This is a genomic window from Methylobacterium sp. E-041, from assembly GCF_022829665.1.
Classification (GTDB): domain Bacteria; phylum Pseudomonadota; class Alphaproteobacteria; order Rhizobiales; family Beijerinckiaceae; genus Methylobacterium.
In genome coordinates this window covers 99,411-119,618 of sequence record NZ_JAKSYQ010000285.1, presented here as the reverse complement: position 1 = coordinate 119,618, position 20,208 = coordinate 99,411, and the positions used below count along the sequence as shown (strand labels likewise).

The following is a 20,208-nucleotide window of genomic DNA, read 5'->3' as shown; positions in this document are numbered from 1 at the left end:
CATCGTGGACCTTCGTTCAAGGCCTTGTGTTTCGCGACGTCGCGATCGGCCGGCGGCTGCGCGCAGCACGCCATCAGCTTGCACGGTCGATCGTTTAGCTGCGATTGACGCGGGACCGCGTCAATCCTGCGGCGATGCATGTCTGCACCGCGCGTGTCATGTCGCATCCGCCCCGCGATGTCGAGTTCGCGCAGGCCACGGCCCGGTGCGATCGTGCCGGCCCCGCCTCGGATAAGCGTTGTCCGCCAACGGGATCGTGCTCGCCCGCCCCGGACCTCGCGCGCGCTCCGGTCGCGTCGCGCTGGCCGGGCCGCCGCCGTCCACCGCGCCGATTCGCGGAACCGCGACGCACCGGGCGCGCTTGCGCCGCCGCCGCGTCCGTAGAAAAATGCTGCGATGCGGCCTTTGATACCGCAGTGCAACAATCCATGTTGAGGCGATGATGACGCCGACTTCGCAGCCCTGCACCGATCGTCCCGAGCCCGGCAACCCGGTCACCGCCGTGCCCGGGCCTGTCTCCGACGGCATCGCCGACCGCCCCTCCGCCCACCCCTCGCATCACGTGCTCGCGGGGCCGCGGGCGGAGAAGAACGTCGCCTTGGCGCTGCAGGGCGGCGGCGCGCACGGCGCCTTCACCTGGGGCGTCCTCGACGCGCTGATCGAGGACGGGCGCCTCGGCTTCGAGGCGGTCACCGGGGCGAGCGCCGGCGCGATGAACGCCGTGGTGATGATCGACGGCTGGCTGAAGGACGGCCCCGAGGGCGCCCGCGCCGGGCTCGAGCGGTTCTGGCGCGAGGTCAGCCTCGACGGCGACTTCTCGCCGGGCCAGCGCAGCCTGTTCCACGGGATGTTCGGCGCGCTGAAGGGCAACCCGGTGATCGAGTTCTGGTCGAAGGTGCTGACGCCGAGCCCCTACGTCTCGAACCCGCTCAACATCAACCCGCTGCGCAAGGCGCTCGCCGCCCAGGTCGATTTCGAGCGCCTGCGCGAGGCGAGCACGGCCGGCGTCTTCGTCTCGGCCACCAACGTCTGGACCGGCAAGCTCGCGGTGTTCGAGCGCGAGCGCCTCACCGTCGACCACCTGATGGCCTCGGCCTGCCTGCCGACCGTATTCCAGGCCGTCGAGATCGACGGCGTGCCCTACTGGGACGGCGGCTACCTCGGCAACCCGCCGCTCTATCCGCTGCATCGCGGCGCCGTGACCCGCGACATCCTCCTGGTGCAGATCAACCCCGTCGAGCGCCGCGAGACCCCGCGGACCGAGCGGGAGATCCAGGACCGGCTGAACGAGATCACCTTCAACGCCAACCTGATGCGCGAGCTGCGCGCGATCGACTTCGTCGACGGGCTGATCGAGGAGGGCGTGCTCGGCCAGGGCCAGTACCAGCGGGTGCTGGTCCACCGAATCGACGGCACCGACGCGCTCGACGCCTACAATGCCGGCTCCAAGCTCGACGCGCGCTGGCGCGTGTTCCAGCGCCTGCGCGACAAGGGCCGCCACGCCGCGCAGGCCTGGCTTGCCGAGAACTACGAGAAGATCGGCCGCGACTGCTCGCTCGACCTGCAGCAGGCGTACCAGTAAGCCGAGCGCGGCGGGCCGCGTGCGCCGGCGCACCCGACCCTTCGGGCACGCCGGCGCGCGGACGGATTAAATCCGCGCGCCGCTCCGTTAGCGTTCCATGATCGCCGACAAGACCAAGCGCCCCGACATCGTCGACCTCCTGGTGCCGTTGCGGCGCTATGCGCGCTCGCTCACCCGCGACACCCTGCGGGCGGACGACCTCGTGCACGACACGCTCGTGCGGGCGCTGGAGGCGGAAGGCAGCCTCCGGCCCAACACCAACCTGCGCACCTGGATGATGACGGTGCTGCACAACGTCTTCATCGACGACCAGCGCCGCAAGCGCGTCGAGACGCGCCATGCCGACGTGCTGGTGCAGATGCACGAGGAGGTGGCGCTGCCGGCCCAGGAGGGGCAGGTGCGCCTCGCCCAGATCCGCCGCGCCTTCCTGACGCTCCCCGAGGAGCAGCGCGCCGCCCTCCATCTCGTCACCCTCGAAGGCATGGCCTACGCCGACGCCGCGGCGGTGCTCGGCATCCCGATCGGCACGCTGATGTCGCGCCTCGGCCGCGGCCGGGCGGCGTTGCGCGCCTTCGAGGAGGGCGAGGGCGCCGCGCGGGAGAACGCCGCGCGGAAGGGCGCCGACGAGCCTCGACCGCGCGCGCCCGAGCGGCCGGGCCTGCGCCTCGTGACCCGGGACGGCCGCACCGAGGGGCCGGGCGATGCGCCCTTTGCCCGCCGCGCCGTCGGCGACTTCTGACGGCGCGGAGCGAGACGACGGCGAACGAGACGACAGGACGAACCCGCGATGACCGACCCGATTGCAGACACCGACCTCATCGCCTTCGTCGACGGGCAGCTCGACGTGATGCGCCGCCTCGACGTGGAGGCGTACCTGGCGGGCAACCCCGACGTGGCGGCCCGCGTGATGGCCGAGATGCACGACCGCGACGCTCTGCGCGAATCCTTCGCGCCGTCGCCCGGCCCCGGGCCGGACCGCCTGCGCATCGCCGCCCGCCGCCTCGACCGGTCGCTGCGCTGGAACCGCGTCGCGTCGCGCTTCAAGCGGGCGGCGGCGATCGCCGTGCTCGTCGGCGCGGGCTGGCTCGCGCACAGCGAGGTCGGCCAGTTCGGGGTGCCCGACACCTTCGCCTCGCCGGTTGACCCGGCGCTCGTGGCCGACGCGCAGCAGGCCCGGCAGGTGGCGCAGCTCCGCGTCCGCATCGGCGCGCAGGGCGTGCCGGCCTACGACCGGGCGCGGCTCTCGGCGGCGACCGGTATCGCGCTGCCCGCGGTCCCCGAGGGCTGGACGGTGCGCGACGTGCAGGTGTTTCCCGCCCGCAGCGGCACCGGGATCGAGGTGGCGTTCGCGGCCGGCGAGCTCGGCGAGGTTTCCCTGTTCGCAACCCGGCGACGCGCGACCGGGCTCGTGCACGCGGCCGGGCTCGCCACCGAGGTGGCCGATGCCGGCGACGGCGCGACGCTGGCCTGGACCACCGGCGACTCGGCCTACGCTGTCAGCGGCGGCCACGACGCGAAGGACCTGCGCCACGCCGCGCTCGCGCTCGCTTCGGCGCCCTGACGCCGTTCAGTCCAGCATCGACGGCGTCCGGTCGGCGGCGAGCATCGCCCGCGCCTCGGCCGAATCGATGTCCATGCGGGCGATCAGCGCCTCGGCGCTCGAGAAGCGCTCCTCGCCGCGGATGAAGCCGACGAGCTCGACCGCGATCTCCTGCCCGTAGAGGTCGCCCGCGAACCCGAACAGGTTGACCTCGAGCAGCGGCGCGCCGTCGTCGAAGGTCGGGCGGCGGCCGTAGCTCGCCACCCCGTCCCGCATCGTGCCGTCGGGCAGGCGCACGCGCACCGCGTAGATGCCGTGGGCGAGGGCGCAGTCCGAGAGCGCGAGGTTGGCGGTCGGATAGCCCAGCGTGCGCCCGCGCTTGTCGCCGTGCCGCACGGCGGCGATCACGAACCAGCGGTAGCCGAGCAGCGCGTTGGCGCGGGCCACCTCGCCCTCGGCGAGCGCCCGCCGGATCGCGCTCGACGAGACCGGGTCGGCCTCGGTACCGAGCGCCACCGGCGCGACGATGCGGCACGACAGGCCGACCTCGGCGCACAGGGCCGCCAGCATCGCCGGCGTGCCCTCGCGCCCGCGCCCGAAATGGAAGTCGTGCCCGACGACGACGCCCGACAGGCCGAGGTCGTCGCGCAGCAGCCGATCGACGAAGTCGCGCGCCCCGGTGCCGGCGAGGCCCGCGTCGAACCGGCGCACGATCACCCCGTCGAGCCCGAGCCGCCGGAAGACGATCTCGCGGGCGGCGACGCCGGTGAGGCGGAACATCGGCTTGTCGGGGGCGAAGTAGGCCCGCGGATGCGGCTCGAAGGTGAGGATCGCCGCCGGGACCCCGGTCTCGTCGGCGGCGGCGCGCACCGCCGCGACCAGCGCGCGATGCCCGCGATGGACCCCGTCGAAATTGCCGATCCCGGCGACGGCGCCGCGAAGCGCTGCCGGCACCGGCTCGTCCTCGCGGCAGATCGTGAAGGGCCCGGGAGCCGCCTCGGGAGCCGTCTCGTCGCCTGACGCCATCGGGAGCTTTTGCGGATCGTCCAGTGCGGCGGCCCTCGCCGGAACCGCGGATTGCAGCGCCGCGGACCCTGTCGAAAACCGCCGGGGCGGTCAAGCGAGGGGGGCCTCCGCAGGACCGTCGAGCCCGCCCGACCCGACATCCGCCCAGCCCGCTTGGTCGCCCGGCCGGAACATGCGACCACCGGCAGCATCCGAGGCGGTGGCGCCTTGCCGATGAAGGGGCCGAGACGCCCGGTGCGCGAGATCCGCTTCGACCCAGGTTTCGACCGAGCCCGGCGATGGCGCGGCCGGTGATGCCGCGCTCGCTGCGGGCGCGGCTGCTCGCGCTCTGGCTGCTGCTGCTCGCCTCCGCCGCGGCCACCGGCTACCTGCTGTTTGCGTTCTACAGCCAGTCGGCCGACGTGCAGGTCGGCCAGGCCGAGGTCGCGGTCGCCCGCGCCTGCCGCGAGATCGTCGACCGCACCGCCTTCGTCGCCGGCGCGATGCCGTCCACGCGCGCGGTCGACGCCGCCCTGCGCGCCGACCTCGCCGATGCGGTGAGCGTGGCGCTCGCCCGTTCGCCCGGCGTCGAGGGCGGGATCTGGACCGCGTCCGAAGGCTCGGTCGCCTACGCCTTCCCGACCTACGAGGGCACCGGGCCGAAGACCGACCTGCCGGCGGCCGAGCGCGACAGCATCGCGCAGATCAACGCCGACGCGCTGCGCACCGAGCGGCCCGTGGCGCTCCGCCGCCCGAGCCGGACGCAGGCCTTGCTGCTCCAGGCCTGCCCCCTGCGCGGCCCGATCGTCGGCGCGACGGCCTGGACCATGGCGCGGATCCAGACCGATCACGGCCCGGCCTACCGCCAGCTGCTTGCCGGCTTCGCCTTCCTCGCGGCGACCGTGCTCGGCTCGGCGCTGTTCCTCGGGCGCTTCCTCTACGGCTTCTCCGGCCACATCGCCCGGCTCAAGGCGCAGCTCGCCGCGCCGCGCTCCGAGCGCGGCGACCTGCCCGACCTCGCGCCGACCGGCGAGCCGGAGCTCGACCGCCTCGTCGACGCGCTGAACGCGGCGAGCGCGCGCCTGCGCGAGGCGCAGGGACGGGCGGTGGCGGCCGAGAAGCTCGCCGCGGTCGGGCGGCTCTCGGCGAGCGTCGCCCACGAGATCCGCAACCCGCTCTCGGCGATGCGCCTCAAGGCCGAGAACGCCCTGGCGAGCGGCGATCCGGCCCGCGCCCGCGGCGCGATCGAGACCGTGCTGGAGCAGGTCGCCCGCATCGACGGGCTGCTCTCGGACCTCCTCGGCCTGACGCAGGCGCGGCCGCCCGTGCGTGCGCCCGCCGACGTCGCCGCCCTGCTCGAGGCCAGCGCCCGCCTGCACGAGGATCTGGCCCGCGAGCAGAGCGTGCGGCTCGCGGTCGAGACCGACGGGCTGCCGGCCGGCGCCCGGGTCTCGATCGATGCCGGCCAGATCGCCCGGGCGCTGGACAACCTCGTGCTCAATGCGCTCCAGCACGTGCCCGAGGGCGGCCTCGTCCGGCTCGCCGCCGCGCGCATCGGCGACGCTCGCGGCGCGCGCCTGCTCCTCACCGTCTCCGATACCGGGCCGGGCGTCCCCGACGCGATCCGGGCCGAGCCGTTCGAGCCCTTCGCCACCGGGCGTCCCGACGGCACCGGCCTCGGCCTCGCGATCGTGCGCGAGATCGCCCGCGCGCATGACGGCGAGGTGCGGCTCGTCGAATCGACCGTGGGCGCCACCTTCGAGATCGACCTGCCCTGGCTCTGATGGCGATATGGCTCTGATCCTCATCGTCGACGACGACGCGGCCCTGGCCGAGAGCCTGGCCGAGACCATCGCCGATCTCGGCCACCGGCCCCTGGTGGCGGCCTCGGGCCGCGAGGCCCTGTCGCGGCTGGCGGCCGAGCCGGGGGTCGCCGCGATCCTGCTCGATCTGCGCATGCCGGGCGATCTCGACGGCATGGCGGTGCTCGCCCGCATCCGCGCGCAGGACAGCCCGCCGCCGGTGACCGTGCTGACGGCCTACGCCAATGCCGGCAACACCATCGAGGCGATGCGGCTGGGCGCGCACGACCACCTGACGAAGCCCGTCGGCCGCGCCGACCTCGCGGCGGTGCTGTCCGCGATGCTCGACCGGCCGGCGATCCCCTCGGCCGCGGCCGGCGAGCCGGGCGCCGGCGACGGCCTCGTCGGGTCGAGCGCCGGGATGCGGCGGGTGCAGAAGACCATCGGGCTCGCCGCCGACAGCGATGCGACGATCCTGATCCAGGGCGAGACCGGCACCGGCAAGGAGCTGGTGGCGCGCGCGCTCCACACCTACGCGAAGCGCCGCTCCGGCGCCTTCGTCCCGGTCAACTGCGCCGCGATCCCCCGCGACCTCCTCGAGAGCGAGCTGTTCGGCCATGTCCGCGGGGCGTTCAGCGGCGCGGTGACGGACCGAACCGGCGCGTTCCGCGAGGCGAACGGGGGAACCCTGTTCCTCGACGAGATCGGCGACATGCCGCGCGAGATGCAGGCCAAGATCCTGCGGGTGATCCAGGACAAGGTCGTGGCGCCGGTCGGCGGGCGCCCGGTCGCCGTCGCGGTGCGGGTGGTCGCCGCGACCCACCGCGACCTGCCGGGGATGGTCGCCGCCGGCACGTTCCGCGAGGACCTGTACTACCGCCTCAACGTCGTCCCGATCGCGCTGCCGCCCCTGCGCGAGCGCCTCGCCGACATCCTGCCGCTCGCCGAGCATTTCCTGGCCGGCGCCGGGCTCGGGGGGAAGCGGCTGACAGCGGCGGCCGCCGCGCGGCTGCTCGGGCATGCCTGGCCGGGCAACGTCCGCGAGCTGCGCAACGTGATCGAGCGCGCCGGCGTGCTGGTGCGGGGCGACGCGATCGACGCGCCCGACCTCGACCTGCCCGCCGCCGCCCGCAGGGCCGAGCCGGTCGACTGGCTCGCCGGCGACCTGCCCGGCGCCGTGGCGCGGCTCGAGGCGGCGATGATCGCAGCGGCCCTGGAGGCGTCCGGCGGCAACCGCACCGCGGCCGCCCGGCGCCTCGGCATCCAGCGCCAGCTGCTCTACGCCAAGATCGAGCGCTACGGCCTCGGCGCGCCGGCCGACGGCGCGCGCCTGTCCGATCTCACGACGGTCGCTGTCGCGAATCCGGACGATCAAGCTTGACCGTTGCTGAGGCAACCATCTGATCCGTAAGCGTTTTGTCGATGGCACGGACGGTGCCATGGCCTTCCCGTGATCCGATCGGGACAGGGAGGCGTCGTGCGGCATCGGAAGACGGCTCTCCTCCCGGCCATCGCGGCGCTCGCCCTCTCGGCAGCGAGCGCCGCGGCGCAGACGGCGTTCGATCCCGCCGGCCTGCCCGAGACACGCGGAACGGTGCGGCAGTACACGCTGACGCCACGCGGCGACATCGACGGCCTGATCCTCACCGACGGCACCGAGGTGAAGGCGCCGCCCCATCTCAGCGTGCAGCTGGCCTTCGCGGTGCGCCCCGGGGATGCCGTCACCATCCACGGACTGAAGGCCCGCGCGCTGCCGCTGGTCGACGGGACGATGATCCGCAACGACGCGACCGGGGCGACGGTGATCGACCTCGGGCCGCCCGGGCGCGACCGCAGCGAGACGACGGTGACCGGGCGCGTGGCCATGCCGCTGCACGGCAAGCGCGGCGAGATCAACGGGGTGCTGCTCGCGGACGGCACGCAGGTGCGGATGCCGCCGCGCGAGGCCGAACGCTGGAACGCCGAGCTCCGGGCCGGGCGCGTCCTGACCGTCCGCGGGGTTCTCGCCCGCTGGGCGCTGGGCACCGTGATCGAGGCGCACACCATCGCCGCCGCCACCGGCGCGATGACCGAGATCGATCCGGGGCGGCCCCCGCCGCCGGACGCCCCTCCGCCGCCGCCGGACGCCGCGCCGCCGCGCTGACCGACCCACCACCCCTCAGAGAGACGATCATGACGACGACGAACGCCACCGGAACCGTCTGGGCCATCTTCGGGCACCGCTTCGCCATCGAAGGCGCCGACGGGCGACACCTCGCCGACCTCGGGCCGAAGGGGGCCGAGGGCATCGCGCTCCGCGTCGGCGATGCCGTGACGGTGGAGGGCGAGCGCAAGCCGTCGGAGATCAAGGTCGCGCGCCTCACCGCCGCCGACGGCACGGTGCACGCGGTGACGTGGCCGGCGAAGGCTGCGGGTTCGGATGCGGATCCGGCCGCGGCGATCGCCGCCGCGGAGGCCGCCGGCTACCGCGTGACCGGCGAGCCGGAGCGGCGGCCGAAGCACTTCGACGTGCCGGCCGAGAAGGACGGGCAGGCCGTCCGGCTGCACGTCGACCACGACGGCACCGTCCGCAAGCCGAAGCCGGCGACGGCCGAGGCGGCCTGATCGCAGCCGGGCGGCGGAACACAGGCGCGATCAACGACTTGAGCACCCGGCCGAGCGGAGGCGATCCGCCCGGCCACCCGACCAGCGAGGGCGACGACGTGAGCACGACACAGGCGGGGGCGAGGGACGGCACGGCCGGTTCGATGCCGTCGGCGAAGACCCTGCGCGGGCTCGACGCCCTCAACTTCTTCCTCGCCGACGTGCGCGACGGCCTCGGGCCCTATCTCGCGATCTACCTGATCGCCGTGCGCGGGCCCGACCAGGGCTGGAACGAGGCAACGACGGGCCTGATCATGACGATCGCGGGCATCGCCGGGCTGATCGCGCAGACGCCGGCCGGGATGCTGATCGACGGCACCAACGCCAAGCGCGCCGTGGTGATCGCCGCCGCCCTGGCGGTGACGGCGAGCTGCCTCGCGCTGCCGTTCATCGGCAACTTCTACCTCGTCGCCGCGACGCAATCGGTCGCCGGCGTCGCCGGGGCGATCTTCCCGCCGGCGCTCGCCGCCATCACCCTCGGGATCGTCGGCCCCAAAATGTTCTCGCGGCGGATCGGCCGCAACGAGGGCTTCAACCACGCCGGCAACGCCGTCTCCGCCGCGCTCGCCGGCGGGCTCGCCTACTTCTTCGGGCCCGTCGTGGTGTTCTGGCTGATGGGGGCGCTCGCCGTCTGCTCCATCGGCGCGATGCTCTTGGTGCCGGCGCGAGCCATCGACGACGACCTCGCCCGCGGCATGACCAAGGAACAGGACGTCGCCGAGGAGGACGCGCCGTCGGGCTTCGCCACCCTGCTGAAGAACAAGCCGCTGGTGCTGTTCGCCGGCCTGTGCGCGCTGTTCCACCTCTCGAACGCGGCCATGCTGACCTCGGTCGGGCAGCTGCTGACGCACCTGTCGGGCAAGGACCACGCGACCTCGCTGATCGCGGTCTGCATCGTCGCCGCGCAATGCGTGATGGTGCCGGTGGCGATGTTCGTCGGTGCCAAGGCCGACGCGATCGGGCGCAAGCCGATCTTCCTCGCGGCCTTCGGCGTTCTGGCCCTGCGCGGCGTGCTCTACACGCTGTCGGACAACCCGTTCTGGCTCGTCGGCGTCCAGCTGCTCGACGGCGTCGGTGCCGGCGTCTACGGCGCGCTGTTCCCGGTGGTGGTGGCCGACCTCACCCGCGGCGGCGGCCGCTTCAACGCCGCGCAGGGGGCGGTGGCGACGGCGCAGGGGCTCGGTGCCGCGTTCAGCGCCACCTTCGCCGGGTTGATCATCGTCTCGGCGGGCTACTCGGCCGCGTTCCTGGCGCTCGCGGCGACCGCCGGGCTCGGCTTCGTCCTCTACCTCGCGCTGATGCCCGAGATCCGCGACGCGACCGCGATCGGAGGCCGCCCGGACGGCGGCCTGCCGGCCGCGATGCCCGCGACCGCTTGATCGGACGGACCCACCCGCAATGTCCGACGCCTCCATGCCGACCGCCGCCGAGCGCGGGACGCTGACCGGCGAACCGCTGGTGTTCCTGCACGTCGGCGACCTGCACCTGACGAAGCCCGGCGCGCGCAACGCCGCCGACTTCCGCGCGATCCTCGACCAGATCGCGGCGATCGCGCCGCAGCACCTGCTCGACTTCGTCTACCTGCCCGGCGACCTCGCCGAGAACGGCTGGGCCTGCGAGTACGCGATCCTCGCCGACGCCCTCGCCCGGCATCCGCACCTGCCGGTGCGCCTGATTCCCGGCGACCACGACCGGCAGCAGGGGGCGATGGCCGACTTCCAGGCGTTCCACGCCGGACTGGTCGCGTCGCGGGGCCTGCCGGCTCCGACGGTGTGGACGCTGGACCAGCCGCCGGTGGGGTCGCCCGAGGAGACCTGGCCGCCGGCCGAGATCCCGCATTTCTGCGCGTGCGAGGATTTTCAGGGCGTCCGCTGCCTGTTCGTCGACATCGTCAGCCCGGGCTACGGCCGGAAGGGCATCGGCCTCGATTTCCGCCTGGGGCCCGACCAGACGCAGTGGCTGAGCGCGGCGCTGACCAAGGCGGCCGAGGACGGCGTTCCCGTCGCGGTGTTCATGCACGCCTACCCCGACGACCTGCGCGAGCCCGACGACCGCCTCGACGTCGCCGGCCTGTTCCGGGCCACGGGCGTGCGCCTCGTGGAGATGGGCCACACCCACTACAACGAGCTCGCCCATGACGGGCGCACCCTCTACGCCGCGGCGCGCTCGGTCGGGCAGAACGAGGACGGCTCGGTCGGCTACGCGGTCGCGGCGATCGACGGCCCGGTCACGAGCTGGCGCTTCAAGGCGCTCGACCGCCCGTGGCCGTTCGTGCTGATCACCAGCCCGGCCGACCGGCGCGTCGCCGCGCGGCCGGCGACGCCCGAGACCTCCGGCATGGTCGCCGACGCGCGCGGGCGGATCGCGGTCCGCGCCGTGGTGCTCTCCGACGCGCCGCCGCGCTACGTGCATGCCCGCGTCGGGACAGGGCCATGGGTCCGCATGGCGCACGCGGGCGGGCGCACCTACGCGGCGTGGCTGGCCTGGCCGCGGGACGCGCGCAGCATCCAGGTCGAGGCGGTGCACGAGGACTGGTCCGGCCACGGGCCCGACTTCGTCGACACCGACGTGATCGAGCCGGTCGTCGCCTTCGACGAGCCCGGCTTCGTGCCCGCGATCCCGGGCAAGCCCGGCAGCGACGTGCCGAATGTCGGCCGCTGGCTCCAGAAGGGCGTGCGCGGCGACCAGCTCGGGCCCAACCGGGCCGGGCGCAAGTGGTGAGCGCCTGACCCAGGATTTCAGGACGACACGCGCCCCGCGGGGCGCCGGGGGATGCAAGACGTGATCGCTGGACTGGCCATGACACCCAACCTCGCGACCTGGGGGATCGCGGGCGCCGCGACGCTCGGCGTGATCCTGCGGCCGTTCGGATGGCCGGAGGCGATCTGGGCGGCGCTCGGGGCCGTCCTCCTCGTCGTCCTCGGGCTGCTGCCGTGGCACGACGCGCTCGACGGCGTCGCCAAGGGGACCGACGTCTACCTGTTCCTGATCGGCATGATGCTGCTTGCCGAGATCGCGCGGAAGGAGGGCCTGTTCGACTGGCTCGCGACGATCGCGGTGCGGATGGCCAAGGGCTCGGCCACGCGGCTGTTCCTGCTGGTCTACGTCGTCGGCACGGTGGTGACGGTGTTCCTCTCGAACGACGCCTGCGCCGTGGTGCTGACGCCGGCCGTCTACGCCGCGACCAAGGCGGCGAAGGTCGAGAACCCGCTGCCCTACCTGTTCATCTGCGCCTTCATCGCCAACGCGGCGAGCTTCGTGCTGCCGATCTCGAACCCGGCCAACCTCGTCGTGTTCGCCGACCACATGCCGCCGCTGGGGGAATGGCTCGCGACCTTCGGCCTGCCCTCGGTGCTGGCCATCGTCGCCACCTACCTCGTCCTGCGCGTCACGCAGAACGGCACGCTGAAGCGCCAGGCGATCGCGACCGACGTCGAGGCCGCGTCGCTCGGGCTCGGCGGCAAGGTCGCGGGCGCCGGCATCGTCGCCACCGCGGCTGCGCTGATCGGGTCGTCGGCGGCCGGGATCGAGCTCGGCCTGCCGACCTTCATCGCGGGGCTGGCCACCACCCTCGTCGTCCTCGCGATCAAGCGCAGCGGCCTCGTCGCGGTGGTGAAGGACGTGTCGTGGAGCGTGCTGCCGCTGGTCGCCGGCCTGTTCGTCCTGGTCGAGGCGCTGGAGAAGTCCGGCGTGCTCAAGATGATCGCCGACCAGCTCCAGGCCTACGCCCAGGCCGACCCGGCCGGCACCGCCTGGGGCTCGGGCGTCGTCGTCGCCGTCGGCTCCAACCTCGTCAACAACCTGCCGGCGGGCCTCCTCGCCGGCGCCGCGGTCCATGCCGCGGCCGTCTCCAAGACCATCGCCGCCGCGATCCTGATCGGCGTCGATCTGGGGCCGAACCTCTCGGTCACCGGCTCGCTCGCCACGATCCTCTGGCTCACCGCGATCCGGCGCGAGGGCGAGGATGTCGGCTTCTGGCGCTTCCTCAAGCTCGGCCTGCTGGTGATGCCGCCGGCGCTGGCGCTGGCGCTCGCCGGCCTGCTCCTCGTCTGACGCCTCGGCCAAGCCCTCAGCCCTTCGGATCGGAGATCCCCCCGTGAACGCCGCCTTGCTCTATCCCTTCATCCTCGTCGCCGGCGCCCTGCAGGCGCTCGGCAACTCCATGAACGCCCAGCTGCGGGGGCGGCTGGTGAACCCGTGGCTGGCGGCGACGGTGTCGTTCGCCCCGATCGTGTTCGTGTTCGCGACGTTGTTCTTCATCATGCCGGTGCCGCTCCCGACCCTGGAGACGCTGGGCAAGATGCCCTGGTACGCCCCGCTCGGCGGCGTCGCGGGCGCGGTCGCGGTGTTCGGCGGCCTCGCCTTCATCGACAAGGTCGGCGCCGGGCCGTTCAACGGCCTGACGCTGACGGCCAACATCCTGGCCTCGCTGGCGATGGATGCGTTCGGCCTGTTCGGGCTGCAGGGCGGCGGCTTCAAGCCGATGCCGTGGCTCGGCGGCCTGCTGATGGCCGTCGGCGTCTTCTTCATCGCCCGCACCACCGCCGACACGGGCGGGGAGAAGGACGAGGGCCACGGCCTCAACCCGAAGCTGCTCTACCCGTTCATCGTCGTCGCGGGCATCCTGCAGGCGGTGGGCGTGGTGTGGAACTCCCAGCTGCGCGACGCCCTGGTGAACCCCTGGCTCGCGGCGACCGTCTCGTTCCTGCCCGTCGTCTTCGTGTTCGCGCTGGTGTTCCTCGTGCGGCCGACGCCGCTCCCGACCCGCGAGGACGTGAAGGGCGTGCGCTGGTGGATGCCGCTCGCCGGCATCACCGGCGCGGTGGCGGTGTTCGGCGGCCTGCTGTTCGTCGACACGGTCGGCGCCGGCGCCTTCAACGGCCTCTTGATCACCGCCAACCTGCTGACCTCGGTGGCGCTCGACCATTTCGGCTGGGTCGGCATGAAGCAGGTCAAGGCCGGCCCGGCGCGGCTCGGCGGCGCCGCGCTGATGGTGGCCGGCATCCTGCTGATCTCGATCTTCTGACGATGCGGCCCCCGGCGGAGGGCGCGTCAAACGTCGTCCGGGCCCTCGCTGCCCGTGTCGGGACCCGTGCCTTTGCGCTTGCCTTGCGCGAGCGCGCCGGCGCGGATCGCGTCGAGCGTCTGGGTCGGCGTCAGCGCCTGCGGGTCGACGAGGCAGTGCAGCATCGCCGGCAGCCCGGAGGCGAGCGCCCGCTCGAAGGCCGGCGCGAAGTCCTCCGTCCGCTCCACGCGCTCGCCGTGGCCGCCATAGGCGCGGGCCAGCGCCGCGAAATCCGGGTTGCGCAGCCGCGTGCCGGAGACGCGGCCGGGATATTCGCGCTCCTGATGCATGCGGATGGTGCCGTACATGCCGTTGTCGAGCACCACGACGACGACCGGGATCGCGTATTGCACGGCGGTCGCGAATTCCTGGCCGGTCATCAGCAGGTCGCCGTCGCCCGCGAGCGCGACCACGATGCGCTCGGGGTGCGTGCGCTTGGCCATGATTGCGGCGGGCACGCCGTAGCCCATCGAGCCCGAGGTCGGCGCGAGCTGGGTGCGGAAATCCCGGAACCGGTAGTAGCGGTGGATCCAGGTGGCGAAGTTGCCCGCCCCGTTGCAGAGGATCGCGTCGGCCGGCAGCCGCCCGCGCAGGAAGGTCACCGCCTCGCCGTACTGGAAGGCGCCGGGCGTCGCCGCCGGTCGCTCCGACCAGTCGCGGTAGCTCGCATGCGCCGCGACCGCGCGTCCGCGCCGCGCCGCGACGGCCGGCGGCGATGCCCGGAGCGCCGCGAGCAGCGGGCCGGGCGCGGCCTGGATCGCCACGGCCGGCTGGTAGACCCGGCCGAGCTCGTTCGCGTCCGGGTGGGCGTGGACCAGCGGCAGGCCGGGATCGGGGATGCCGAGCAGGCGATAGGACTGCGCCGGCATCTCCGAGAGCCGGCCGCCGATCATCACCAGCAGGTCGGCCGCGCGGATGCGGGCGACGAGGGCCGGGTTCGGGCCGATGCCGAGCTCGCCGGCGTAGTGCGGATGGTCGGCCGGAAAGAGGTGGGCGCGCCGGAACGAGGTCGCCACCGGCAGGTCCTCGGCCTCGGCGACGGCGACGAGGTCGTCGCGCGCGGCCTCGTTCCAGCGCGAGCCGCCGACGAGGACGATCGGGCTTTGCGCGCCGTCGAGCCTCCGGCGCAGGTCGGACACGTCCTCCGGGCGGGGTGCGGGCCCCGCCGGCTCGACGGGCCCCGCATCGGCGACCGCGACCGCGTCGTCGAGCATGTCCTCCGGCAGCGCCACCACCACCGGGCCGGGGCGCCCCTGCATCGCCGTCCGGAAGGCGCGGGCCACGAGCTCAGGGATGCGCGCGGCGTCGTCGATCTCGACCACCCACTTGGCCACGGTGCCGAACATCGCGCGGTAGTCGATCTCCTGGAACGCGTCGCGGTCCCGCATCGCGCGGGCGACCTGGCCGACGAACAGGATCATCGGCGTCGAGTCCTGCTGCGCCACGTGCAGGCCGGACGCGGCGTTGGTGGCGCCGGGGCCGCGGGTGACGAAGCAGATGCCCGGCCGGCCGGTGAGCTTGCCCGCCGCCTCGGCCATCATCGCGGCGCCGCCCTCCTGCCGGCAGACCAGCACGTCGACGTCCGTGTCGTAGAGCGCGTCGAGCACGGCGAGGTAGCTCTCGCCGGGGACGCAGGTCAGGCGCCCGACGCCCTGCGCCAGGAGCTGGTCGACGAGCACGCGCGCGCCGGTTCGGGTTCGGGCCATCGGCGGTTTCCTCGTGCGGACCGGAGCGGTCGCCCTCGCGCGGGGAAGTCTGGTTCGCCGGGCGTCGAAGGCAAGGCCGCAGCCTGCGCGCGGCGGCGGGAGACGAGGCCGTCGCGAACATGCTCGGCCTCCGTTCGAGGCCCTGCCGCGCGGGGCGGCCCTGTCAGTCGGTCGCGTCGTCGGCGCCGGACACCGCATCGCGGAAGCGAAGCAGGCGGGCGCGGGCCGAGCGCGAATCCGCCTCGGGTGCGTCGCCGTCCGGACGAAGGGCGGCGGCCTCGTCGAGACCGGTGGCGTGCTGCGCCCGCACGAGCGGTGCGCCGATCGCGGCCATCAGGATCCGCAACCCGTCGATCCAGTCCTCGACCTCGGCCAGCGAGGCGAAGCCCTCGCGCCGATACGTCTTGTCGGGTGCGAGCGTGGCGACGGCGTCGAACAGGCCGTCGTCCCGGTCGTGAATGCGATAGGAAACCAAGCGAGGCATGACGAATAGATACCTCAACCTTCCCCGTGCGAGAAGGTTGCCCGTGAGGAAATCGGACGCGATGGTATCGGTTCCGACCTTCAGGCAGCGCATTCGGGTCGCACGGTCCCGTGATCCGCGAAGCTCAGCATCCGGGCGCGATTGCCTGAGCCCGTGATGCGCGGCACGGTGATTCCGAAGGATGGGGCGTTGCTTGCCGAGGCAACGATTTGTGAAGTCGCTCGCGATCGCGCCCCGTTCATCACCGGCTCAGAATTTAATATGCAATTACCTTAGACTGGCTCAAAAGAGCTTGACCGTAAGAACCTTGGGACGCTCCATCGGCATGACGCACGCCATCTTCAACGGTCGGGACGAAACCTTCGAGACCGAGCTGAACGAGGTCGACGTCGCGGCCGCGGTCCGCAACCATCTCGGCGGCGAGCTGCGCGCCTACTTTGCCCTGCCGACCTGCGATGCCTTGCCGGAACCGCTCCTCGTGCTGGTGCGCCGCTTCGAGGCGGTGCTGGCGAGCCGCGGCGAGACGCCGACCACGGCGTTCCGCGACGACCTGATGGCGGTGCTTCCGGCTTTGCGCACCTTCGCGTTCTCGCTCGTCGGCGACATGAGCCGGACCGACGATTTGGTCCAGGAAACGCTGATGAAGGCGTGGATGAACCAGCACCGGTTCCAGCCGGGCTCGAACCTGGTCGCGTGGCTGTTCACGATCATGCGCAACCAGTTCTACACCGAGATCCGCAAGCGCAAGCGCGAGGTCGAGGATGCGGACGGGGTCCAGGCCGGCAAGCTCACCGCCGTGCCCGATCAGGAGGACGTCGTCACCCTGAAGCGGCTCTACGCGGTGATGGAGACGCTGCCGGCGACGCAGCGGGAGGCGCTGCTCCTCGTCGGGGCCGAGGGCCTGACCTACGAGGAGGCGGCGGTCCGGCTGCAATGCCAGGTCGGCACGGTGAAGAGCCGGGTCAGCCGGGCGCGGGGCCAGCTCGCCGGCCTGCTCGGGCTCGAGCGGGAGCCGCCGCCGCGTCACGCGCCCTGACGCGCGGCGGCGCCCGGCCGCCCGGAGAGCGGTCCAATGCCGCGTCGGGTGGCGGCGGCCGCACGCGGCGCCACTTCGGGTCTCGGCGACCGTCCAGCCGGGCTCGAGCGACCCAGGATCCATGGCGACCTACTTCACGGCCGACACGCATTTCGGCGATGCCGACCTCGTCCGGCGCCGGCGCAGCGCCTTCGGGTCGGTCGAGGACCACGACGAGGCGCTGGTCGCACGCTGGAACGCGCGCGTCGGCGCCGACGACGAGGTCTGGCACCTCGGCGACTTCGCCGCCGAGGCGAGCCGCGCGCATTGCGCCGCGATCTTCCGGCGGCTGAACGGCGTGAAGCGGCTGGTGCGCGGCAACCACGACACCAACCGCGTGCTCGACCTGCCCTGGGCCGAGCCGCCGGTGGACAGCGCCCGCATCAGCGTGATGGATGCCGCCGGCCGCCCGCAGCGCCTGTTCCTGTCGCACTACCCGCATCGCTCGTGGCCGGGCTTCTGGCGCGAAACCCGGCACCTCTACGGCCACACCCACGCCTGCCTGCCCGACACCAGCCGATCCTGCGACGTCGGCGTCGACGCGCAGGATTACCGACCGGTCGACCTCGCCGAGGTGCTCGCCCGCCAGGACGCCGCCGAACAGGCGCCCGAGGAGATGGCGATCCGCGGCCTGCGCTGAGACGCGCCTGCGCCGGCCCGCCGGCGTCAATCGGTTGGGACGAAGCGCAGCGTGCCCGCGCGCCGGGTCGGCTGGCCGGTGTCGCTGGTGTGGTTGATCCCGTCCATCACCGGAACCTCCGCGAAATCGAACGGGCTGACCCCGTCGAGGCAGGCGACGTTGACCGCGTACAGGGTCCGGTCGGACCGGCGCTGGTGGTGGGTGTAGACCCCGCAGCGCGCGCAGAAGAAGTGCTGCGCCGTGCCGGTGTGGAAGCGGTAGCGCGTCAGCGCCGCCTCGCCCTCCAGGATCTCGACCCCGCCCATCGCCGCCATCGCGACGACGGCGCCGCGCATCCGGCAATAGGAGCAGGTGCAGCGGCGGATCGACCGGAAGCCGTCGCCGAGCGTCGCCGAGAACCGGACCGCGCCGCAATGGCACCGGCCCGTCAGGGTCGTCGTGTCGTTCGCCATGTCGCCTCCGTCGTCCACTTCCGATCACGCGCGCGGCCGCGCCGCGGCCTCGGTGGTCCGCCCCGGCCGGATCACCACGCCAGGCACGCCGCGCCGAGGGCGACGGCGAGGCAGGACGCGATCCGGCGCGGGCTCAGTTCCTCGCCGAGAAAGAGCCGTCCGATGAGGGCGGCGTAGACCACGCTGGTCTCGCGTAAGGCCGAGACCGCCCCCATCGCGTCGGACTGCATCGCCCAGATCACGATGCCGTAGGCGAGCAGCGAGACCAGGCCGCCGGCGAGCGCCATCGCGGTCTGCGCGCCGGTATAGGCCGGCGGCGTCCCGCGCATCGCCCAGTAGAGGGGCGGCATGGTCAGGCTCCACAGCAGGAACATGCTCGCCGCGTAGGACAGGCTGTTCCCCGACAGCCGCACCCCGATGCCGTCGACGACGGTGTAGGCCCCGATCAGCGATCCGGTGGTGAGCGCGGCCGGGACGAAGTCCGCCCGCATCCGCCCCTGGAAGGCGAGGGATAGGATGCCGCCCGAGACCAGGACGATGCCGAGGACGGCGACCGCGCCGGGCGTCTCGTGCGCGAACACCGCGGCGCCGAGGGCGACGAGGACGGGCGAGGAGCCGCGCGAGATCGGGTAGGTCTGCCCGAGGTCGCCCGAGCGATAGGTCCGCACCAGGGAGAGGTTGTAGGCGGTGTGGATCAGCGCGGAGGCGATCACGTAGGGCCAGCTCGCCGCGTCCGGCCACGGCAGGAGCGCGACCGCGACCGCCGAGACGGCGGCGACGGCGATCATCATCAGGGTCATCGACCACAGCCGGTCGCTGCCGCCGCGCAGCACCGCGTTCCAGCCGGCATGGAGGATCGCGGCGCCGACGACGCAGGCGAGGACGAGCGGGGTCATGCGCGGTCGCCGGGCATGGGCGTCACGACCGCCGCGCCGGCGCTAGCCGGGGCGACAGCGCGAGCATCAGCGGGATCACGGCGAACGCCGTCGCCGCGGCCGCCATCGCCGCCCAGCCGGGCCCGACCGCATCGCCGAGCGGCCCGTAGAGCAGGGGCGTCGCCAGCGCGCTGCCGCCGAGGGTGCAGGTGTAGAACACGGCGAAGGCGCGCTCGACGCGCCCGCCCGGCGCCAGCTCCGGCACCGTGCCGTAGAGGACGGAGGAGGTGCCGTTCAGCAGCAGGCCGAGCAGCGGCAGCACGGCGATGGCAGGCGCGAGCGGCAGGGCGACGACGGCGAGGATCGCCGCCGCCGTCCCGGCCTCGGTGACGATCACGCTCGGCGTCACGCCGAAGCGGGCGCCGAGACGGCCGAACGCCGCCTTGCCCAGCGCGCCGCCGACCGCGACGAGGGCGAACGCGATCCCGACGGTCGCGAGCGCCGCCCCCTTCGCCTGGAGCAGGAACGGTAGGTAGATGAGGAAGGCCGGCCGCGCCGCGTTGTCGAGCATGCCGATCGCCACCAGCAGCCCGAACCCGGCCCGGCCCTCCCGCGCCCCGCCGGCCGGGGTCGCCTGCGGCTCGCCCGGCTCGGCTTCGCGCGACGCCGGCTCACGCGGCAGCAGGACGGCGACGGCGATCGCGACCGCGGCACCGAGGCCGGCGACGATCCACAGCACGGCGCGCCATTCGGTGCGGAGGAGGAGGAAGCCGACGAGGGGCGGCAGCGCCGCCTTCCCGAGGTCGCCGGTGAAGTTGTAGGTGCCGAGCGGCCCGCGCGCGGCCTTTCCATACGCCCGGGCGATCACCGCCGAGGCGAGCGGATGCTGCGTGCTGCTGCCGGCCCCCGAGAGGGCGAGGGCGAGGCACAGGGTGACGAGGCCGCCCGACGCGCCGGCGAGAGCGTAGCCGGCCGCGCCGAGCAGCGTCCCGAGCACGAGCACGGTGCGCAGGCCGAGCCGGCGGGCGACGGCGGTGGCCGGCATCTGCAGCCCGGCCAGCGCGCCGACGTAGAGCGAGCGCAGCACGGCCAGCGCGACGTAGCCGAGGCCGAACTCCGCCTGCCACACCGGTAGCAGCACGTAGATCAGGTCGGTGTAGCCGTCGTGGAGCGCGTGGTTCAGGCCGACCACCGCGAGCGAGCGCCCCGCCTCCGCGACCTGAGCCGGCTCGGATGGGGCGGCGAGGTTCGGTGGGCGCGCGGAGCGGCTGTCCGTGTTGCTGGCCGTGTTCATAGCCGGCAGGATGCCGTCCTCGCCGCTGGCTGACAAACGCCTTAT

19 protein-coding genes are annotated in these 20,208 nt (G+C 73.5%); 13 read left to right on the top strand and 6 right to left on the bottom strand.

What is annotated here, in order from left to right; translation table 11 throughout:
* The first annotated feature begins 439 nt into the window (after positions 1–439).
* The 3 genes from MKK70_RS26240 to MKK70_RS26230 all read left to right on the top strand — a co-directional run bounded on the left by MKK70_RS26240 (position 440) and on the right by MKK70_RS26230 (position 3,143).
* Positions 440–1,582: a patatin-like phospholipase family protein gene (locus MKK70_RS26240; RefSeq protein ID WP_147729027.1), complete on the top strand. Its 1,143-nt coding sequence runs from the start codon at positions 440–442 to the stop codon at positions 1,580–1,582.
* A 97-nt stretch (positions 1,583–1,679) separates the two neighbouring features.
* Entirely contained in the window at positions 1,680–2,321 is a 642-nt protein-coding gene (locus MKK70_RS26235; RefSeq protein ID WP_147843667.1) for a sigma-70 family RNA polymerase sigma factor, read from the top strand.
* A gap of 48 nt (positions 2,322–2,369) precedes the next feature.
* A complete protein-coding gene (locus MKK70_RS26230) occupies positions 2,370–3,143 on the top strand; it encodes an anti-sigma factor family protein (protein WP_147843668.1) in 774 nt (257 codons plus the stop codon).
* A 6-nt stretch (positions 3,144–3,149) separates the two neighbouring features.
* Here MKK70_RS26230 and MKK70_RS26225 read toward each other — a convergent pair whose 3' ends face one another.
* Complete coding sequence (locus MKK70_RS26225; protein ID WP_243950842.1) at positions 3,150–4,148, bottom strand: bifunctional riboflavin kinase/FAD synthetase; 999 nt, start codon at positions 4,146–4,148, stop codon at positions 3,150–3,152.
* 278 nt (positions 4,149–4,426) lie between these two features.
* Between MKK70_RS26225 and MKK70_RS26220 the strand changes: the two genes are divergently transcribed.
* The 8 genes from MKK70_RS26220 to MKK70_RS26185 all read left to right on the top strand — a co-directional run bounded on the left by MKK70_RS26220 (position 4,427) and on the right by MKK70_RS26185 (position 13,598).
* Positions 4,427–5,911: a sensor histidine kinase gene (locus tag MKK70_RS26220; RefSeq protein ID WP_243932683.1), complete on the top strand. Its 1,485-nt coding sequence runs from the start codon at positions 4,427–4,429 to the stop codon at positions 5,909–5,911.
* Between the two features lie 7 nt (positions 5,912–5,918).
* On the top strand, positions 5,919–7,310 hold the full coding sequence (locus MKK70_RS26215; protein WP_243950840.1) for a sigma-54-dependent transcriptional regulator: 1,392 nt from the start codon (positions 5,919–5,921) through the stop codon (positions 7,308–7,310).
* 96 nt (positions 7,311–7,406) lie between these two features.
* Positions 7,407–8,072 (top strand): OB-fold nucleic acid binding domain-containing protein, encoded by a 666-nt coding sequence (locus MKK70_RS26210; protein WP_243950838.1) that lies wholly within the window; start codon positions 7,407–7,409, stop codon positions 8,070–8,072.
* A gap of 29 nt (positions 8,073–8,101) precedes the next feature.
* Positions 8,102–8,533 (top strand): hypothetical protein, encoded by a 432-nt coding sequence (locus MKK70_RS26205; protein WP_243933565.1) that lies wholly within the window; start codon positions 8,102–8,104, stop codon positions 8,531–8,533.
* Between the two features lie 143 nt (positions 8,534–8,676).
* Positions 8,677–9,951 carry an MFS transporter gene (locus tag MKK70_RS26200; RefSeq protein ID WP_243950926.1) on the top strand — a complete coding sequence of 425 codons (1,275 nt, stop codon included), beginning with the start codon at positions 8,677–8,679 and terminating at the stop codon, positions 9,949–9,951.
* Between the two features lie 19 nt (positions 9,952–9,970).
* Positions 9,971–11,293: a metallophosphoesterase family protein gene (locus MKK70_RS26195; protein WP_243933564.1), complete on the top strand. Its 1,323-nt coding sequence runs from the start codon at positions 9,971–9,973 to the stop codon at positions 11,291–11,293.
* A gap of 78 nt (positions 11,294–11,371) precedes the next feature.
* Positions 11,372–12,625: an arsenic transporter gene (locus MKK70_RS26190; RefSeq protein ID WP_243950836.1), complete on the top strand. Its 1,254-nt coding sequence runs from the start codon at positions 11,372–11,374 to the stop codon at positions 12,623–12,625.
* Positions 12,626–12,668: 43 nt separating this feature from the next.
* Positions 12,669–13,598, top strand: coding sequence for a DMT family transporter (locus MKK70_RS26185; protein WP_243950834.1), 930 nt, complete (start codon positions 12,669–12,671; stop codon positions 13,596–13,598).
* Between the two features lie 26 nt (positions 13,599–13,624).
* Here MKK70_RS26185 and MKK70_RS26180 read toward each other — a convergent pair whose 3' ends face one another.
* Together MKK70_RS26180 and MKK70_RS26175 are read right to left on the bottom strand one after the other, a co-directional pair.
* On the bottom strand, positions 13,625–15,343 hold the full coding sequence (locus tag MKK70_RS26180; protein ID WP_243950832.1) for a thiamine pyrophosphate-binding protein: 1,719 nt from the start codon (positions 15,341–15,343) through the stop codon (positions 13,625–13,627).
* Positions 15,344–15,506: 163 nt separating this feature from the next.
* Positions 15,507–15,827 carry a hypothetical protein gene (locus tag MKK70_RS26175; RefSeq protein ID WP_187274904.1) on the bottom strand — a complete coding sequence of 107 codons (321 nt, stop codon included), beginning with the start codon at positions 15,825–15,827 and terminating at the stop codon, positions 15,507–15,509.
* Between the two features lie 325 nt (positions 15,828–16,152).
* Between MKK70_RS26175 and MKK70_RS26170 the strand changes: the two genes are divergently transcribed.
* Complete coding sequence (locus tag MKK70_RS26170) at positions 16,153–16,863, top strand: sigma-70 family RNA polymerase sigma factor (RefSeq protein WP_243950830.1); 711 nt, start codon at positions 16,153–16,155, stop codon at positions 16,861–16,863.
* Between the two features lie 121 nt (positions 16,864–16,984).
* Positions 16,985–17,542 (top strand): metallophosphoesterase, encoded by a 558-nt coding sequence (locus MKK70_RS26165; RefSeq protein ID WP_147844576.1) that lies wholly within the window; start codon positions 16,985–16,987, stop codon positions 17,540–17,542.
* A 26-nt stretch (positions 17,543–17,568) separates the two neighbouring features.
* On the opposite strand, the gene MKK70_RS26160 is transcribed toward MKK70_RS26165, so the two are convergent.
* The 3 genes from MKK70_RS26160 to MKK70_RS26150 all read right to left on the bottom strand — a co-directional run bounded on the left by MKK70_RS26160 (position 17,569) and on the right by MKK70_RS26150 (position 20,163).
* Positions 17,569–17,994: a GFA family protein gene (locus MKK70_RS26160; protein ID WP_243950829.1), complete on the bottom strand. Its 426-nt coding sequence runs from the start codon at positions 17,992–17,994 to the stop codon at positions 17,569–17,571.
* A 71-nt stretch (positions 17,995–18,065) separates the two neighbouring features.
* Positions 18,066–18,890 (bottom strand): EamA family transporter, encoded by an 825-nt coding sequence (locus MKK70_RS26155; protein ID WP_147844577.1) that lies wholly within the window; start codon positions 18,888–18,890, stop codon positions 18,066–18,068.
* A 22-nt stretch (positions 18,891–18,912) separates the two neighbouring features.
* Positions 18,913–20,163 carry an MFS transporter gene (locus MKK70_RS26150; RefSeq protein WP_243950828.1) on the bottom strand — a complete coding sequence of 417 codons (1,251 nt, stop codon included), beginning with the start codon at positions 20,161–20,163 and terminating at the stop codon, positions 18,913–18,915.
* Positions 20,164–20,208 lie beyond the last annotated feature (45 nt).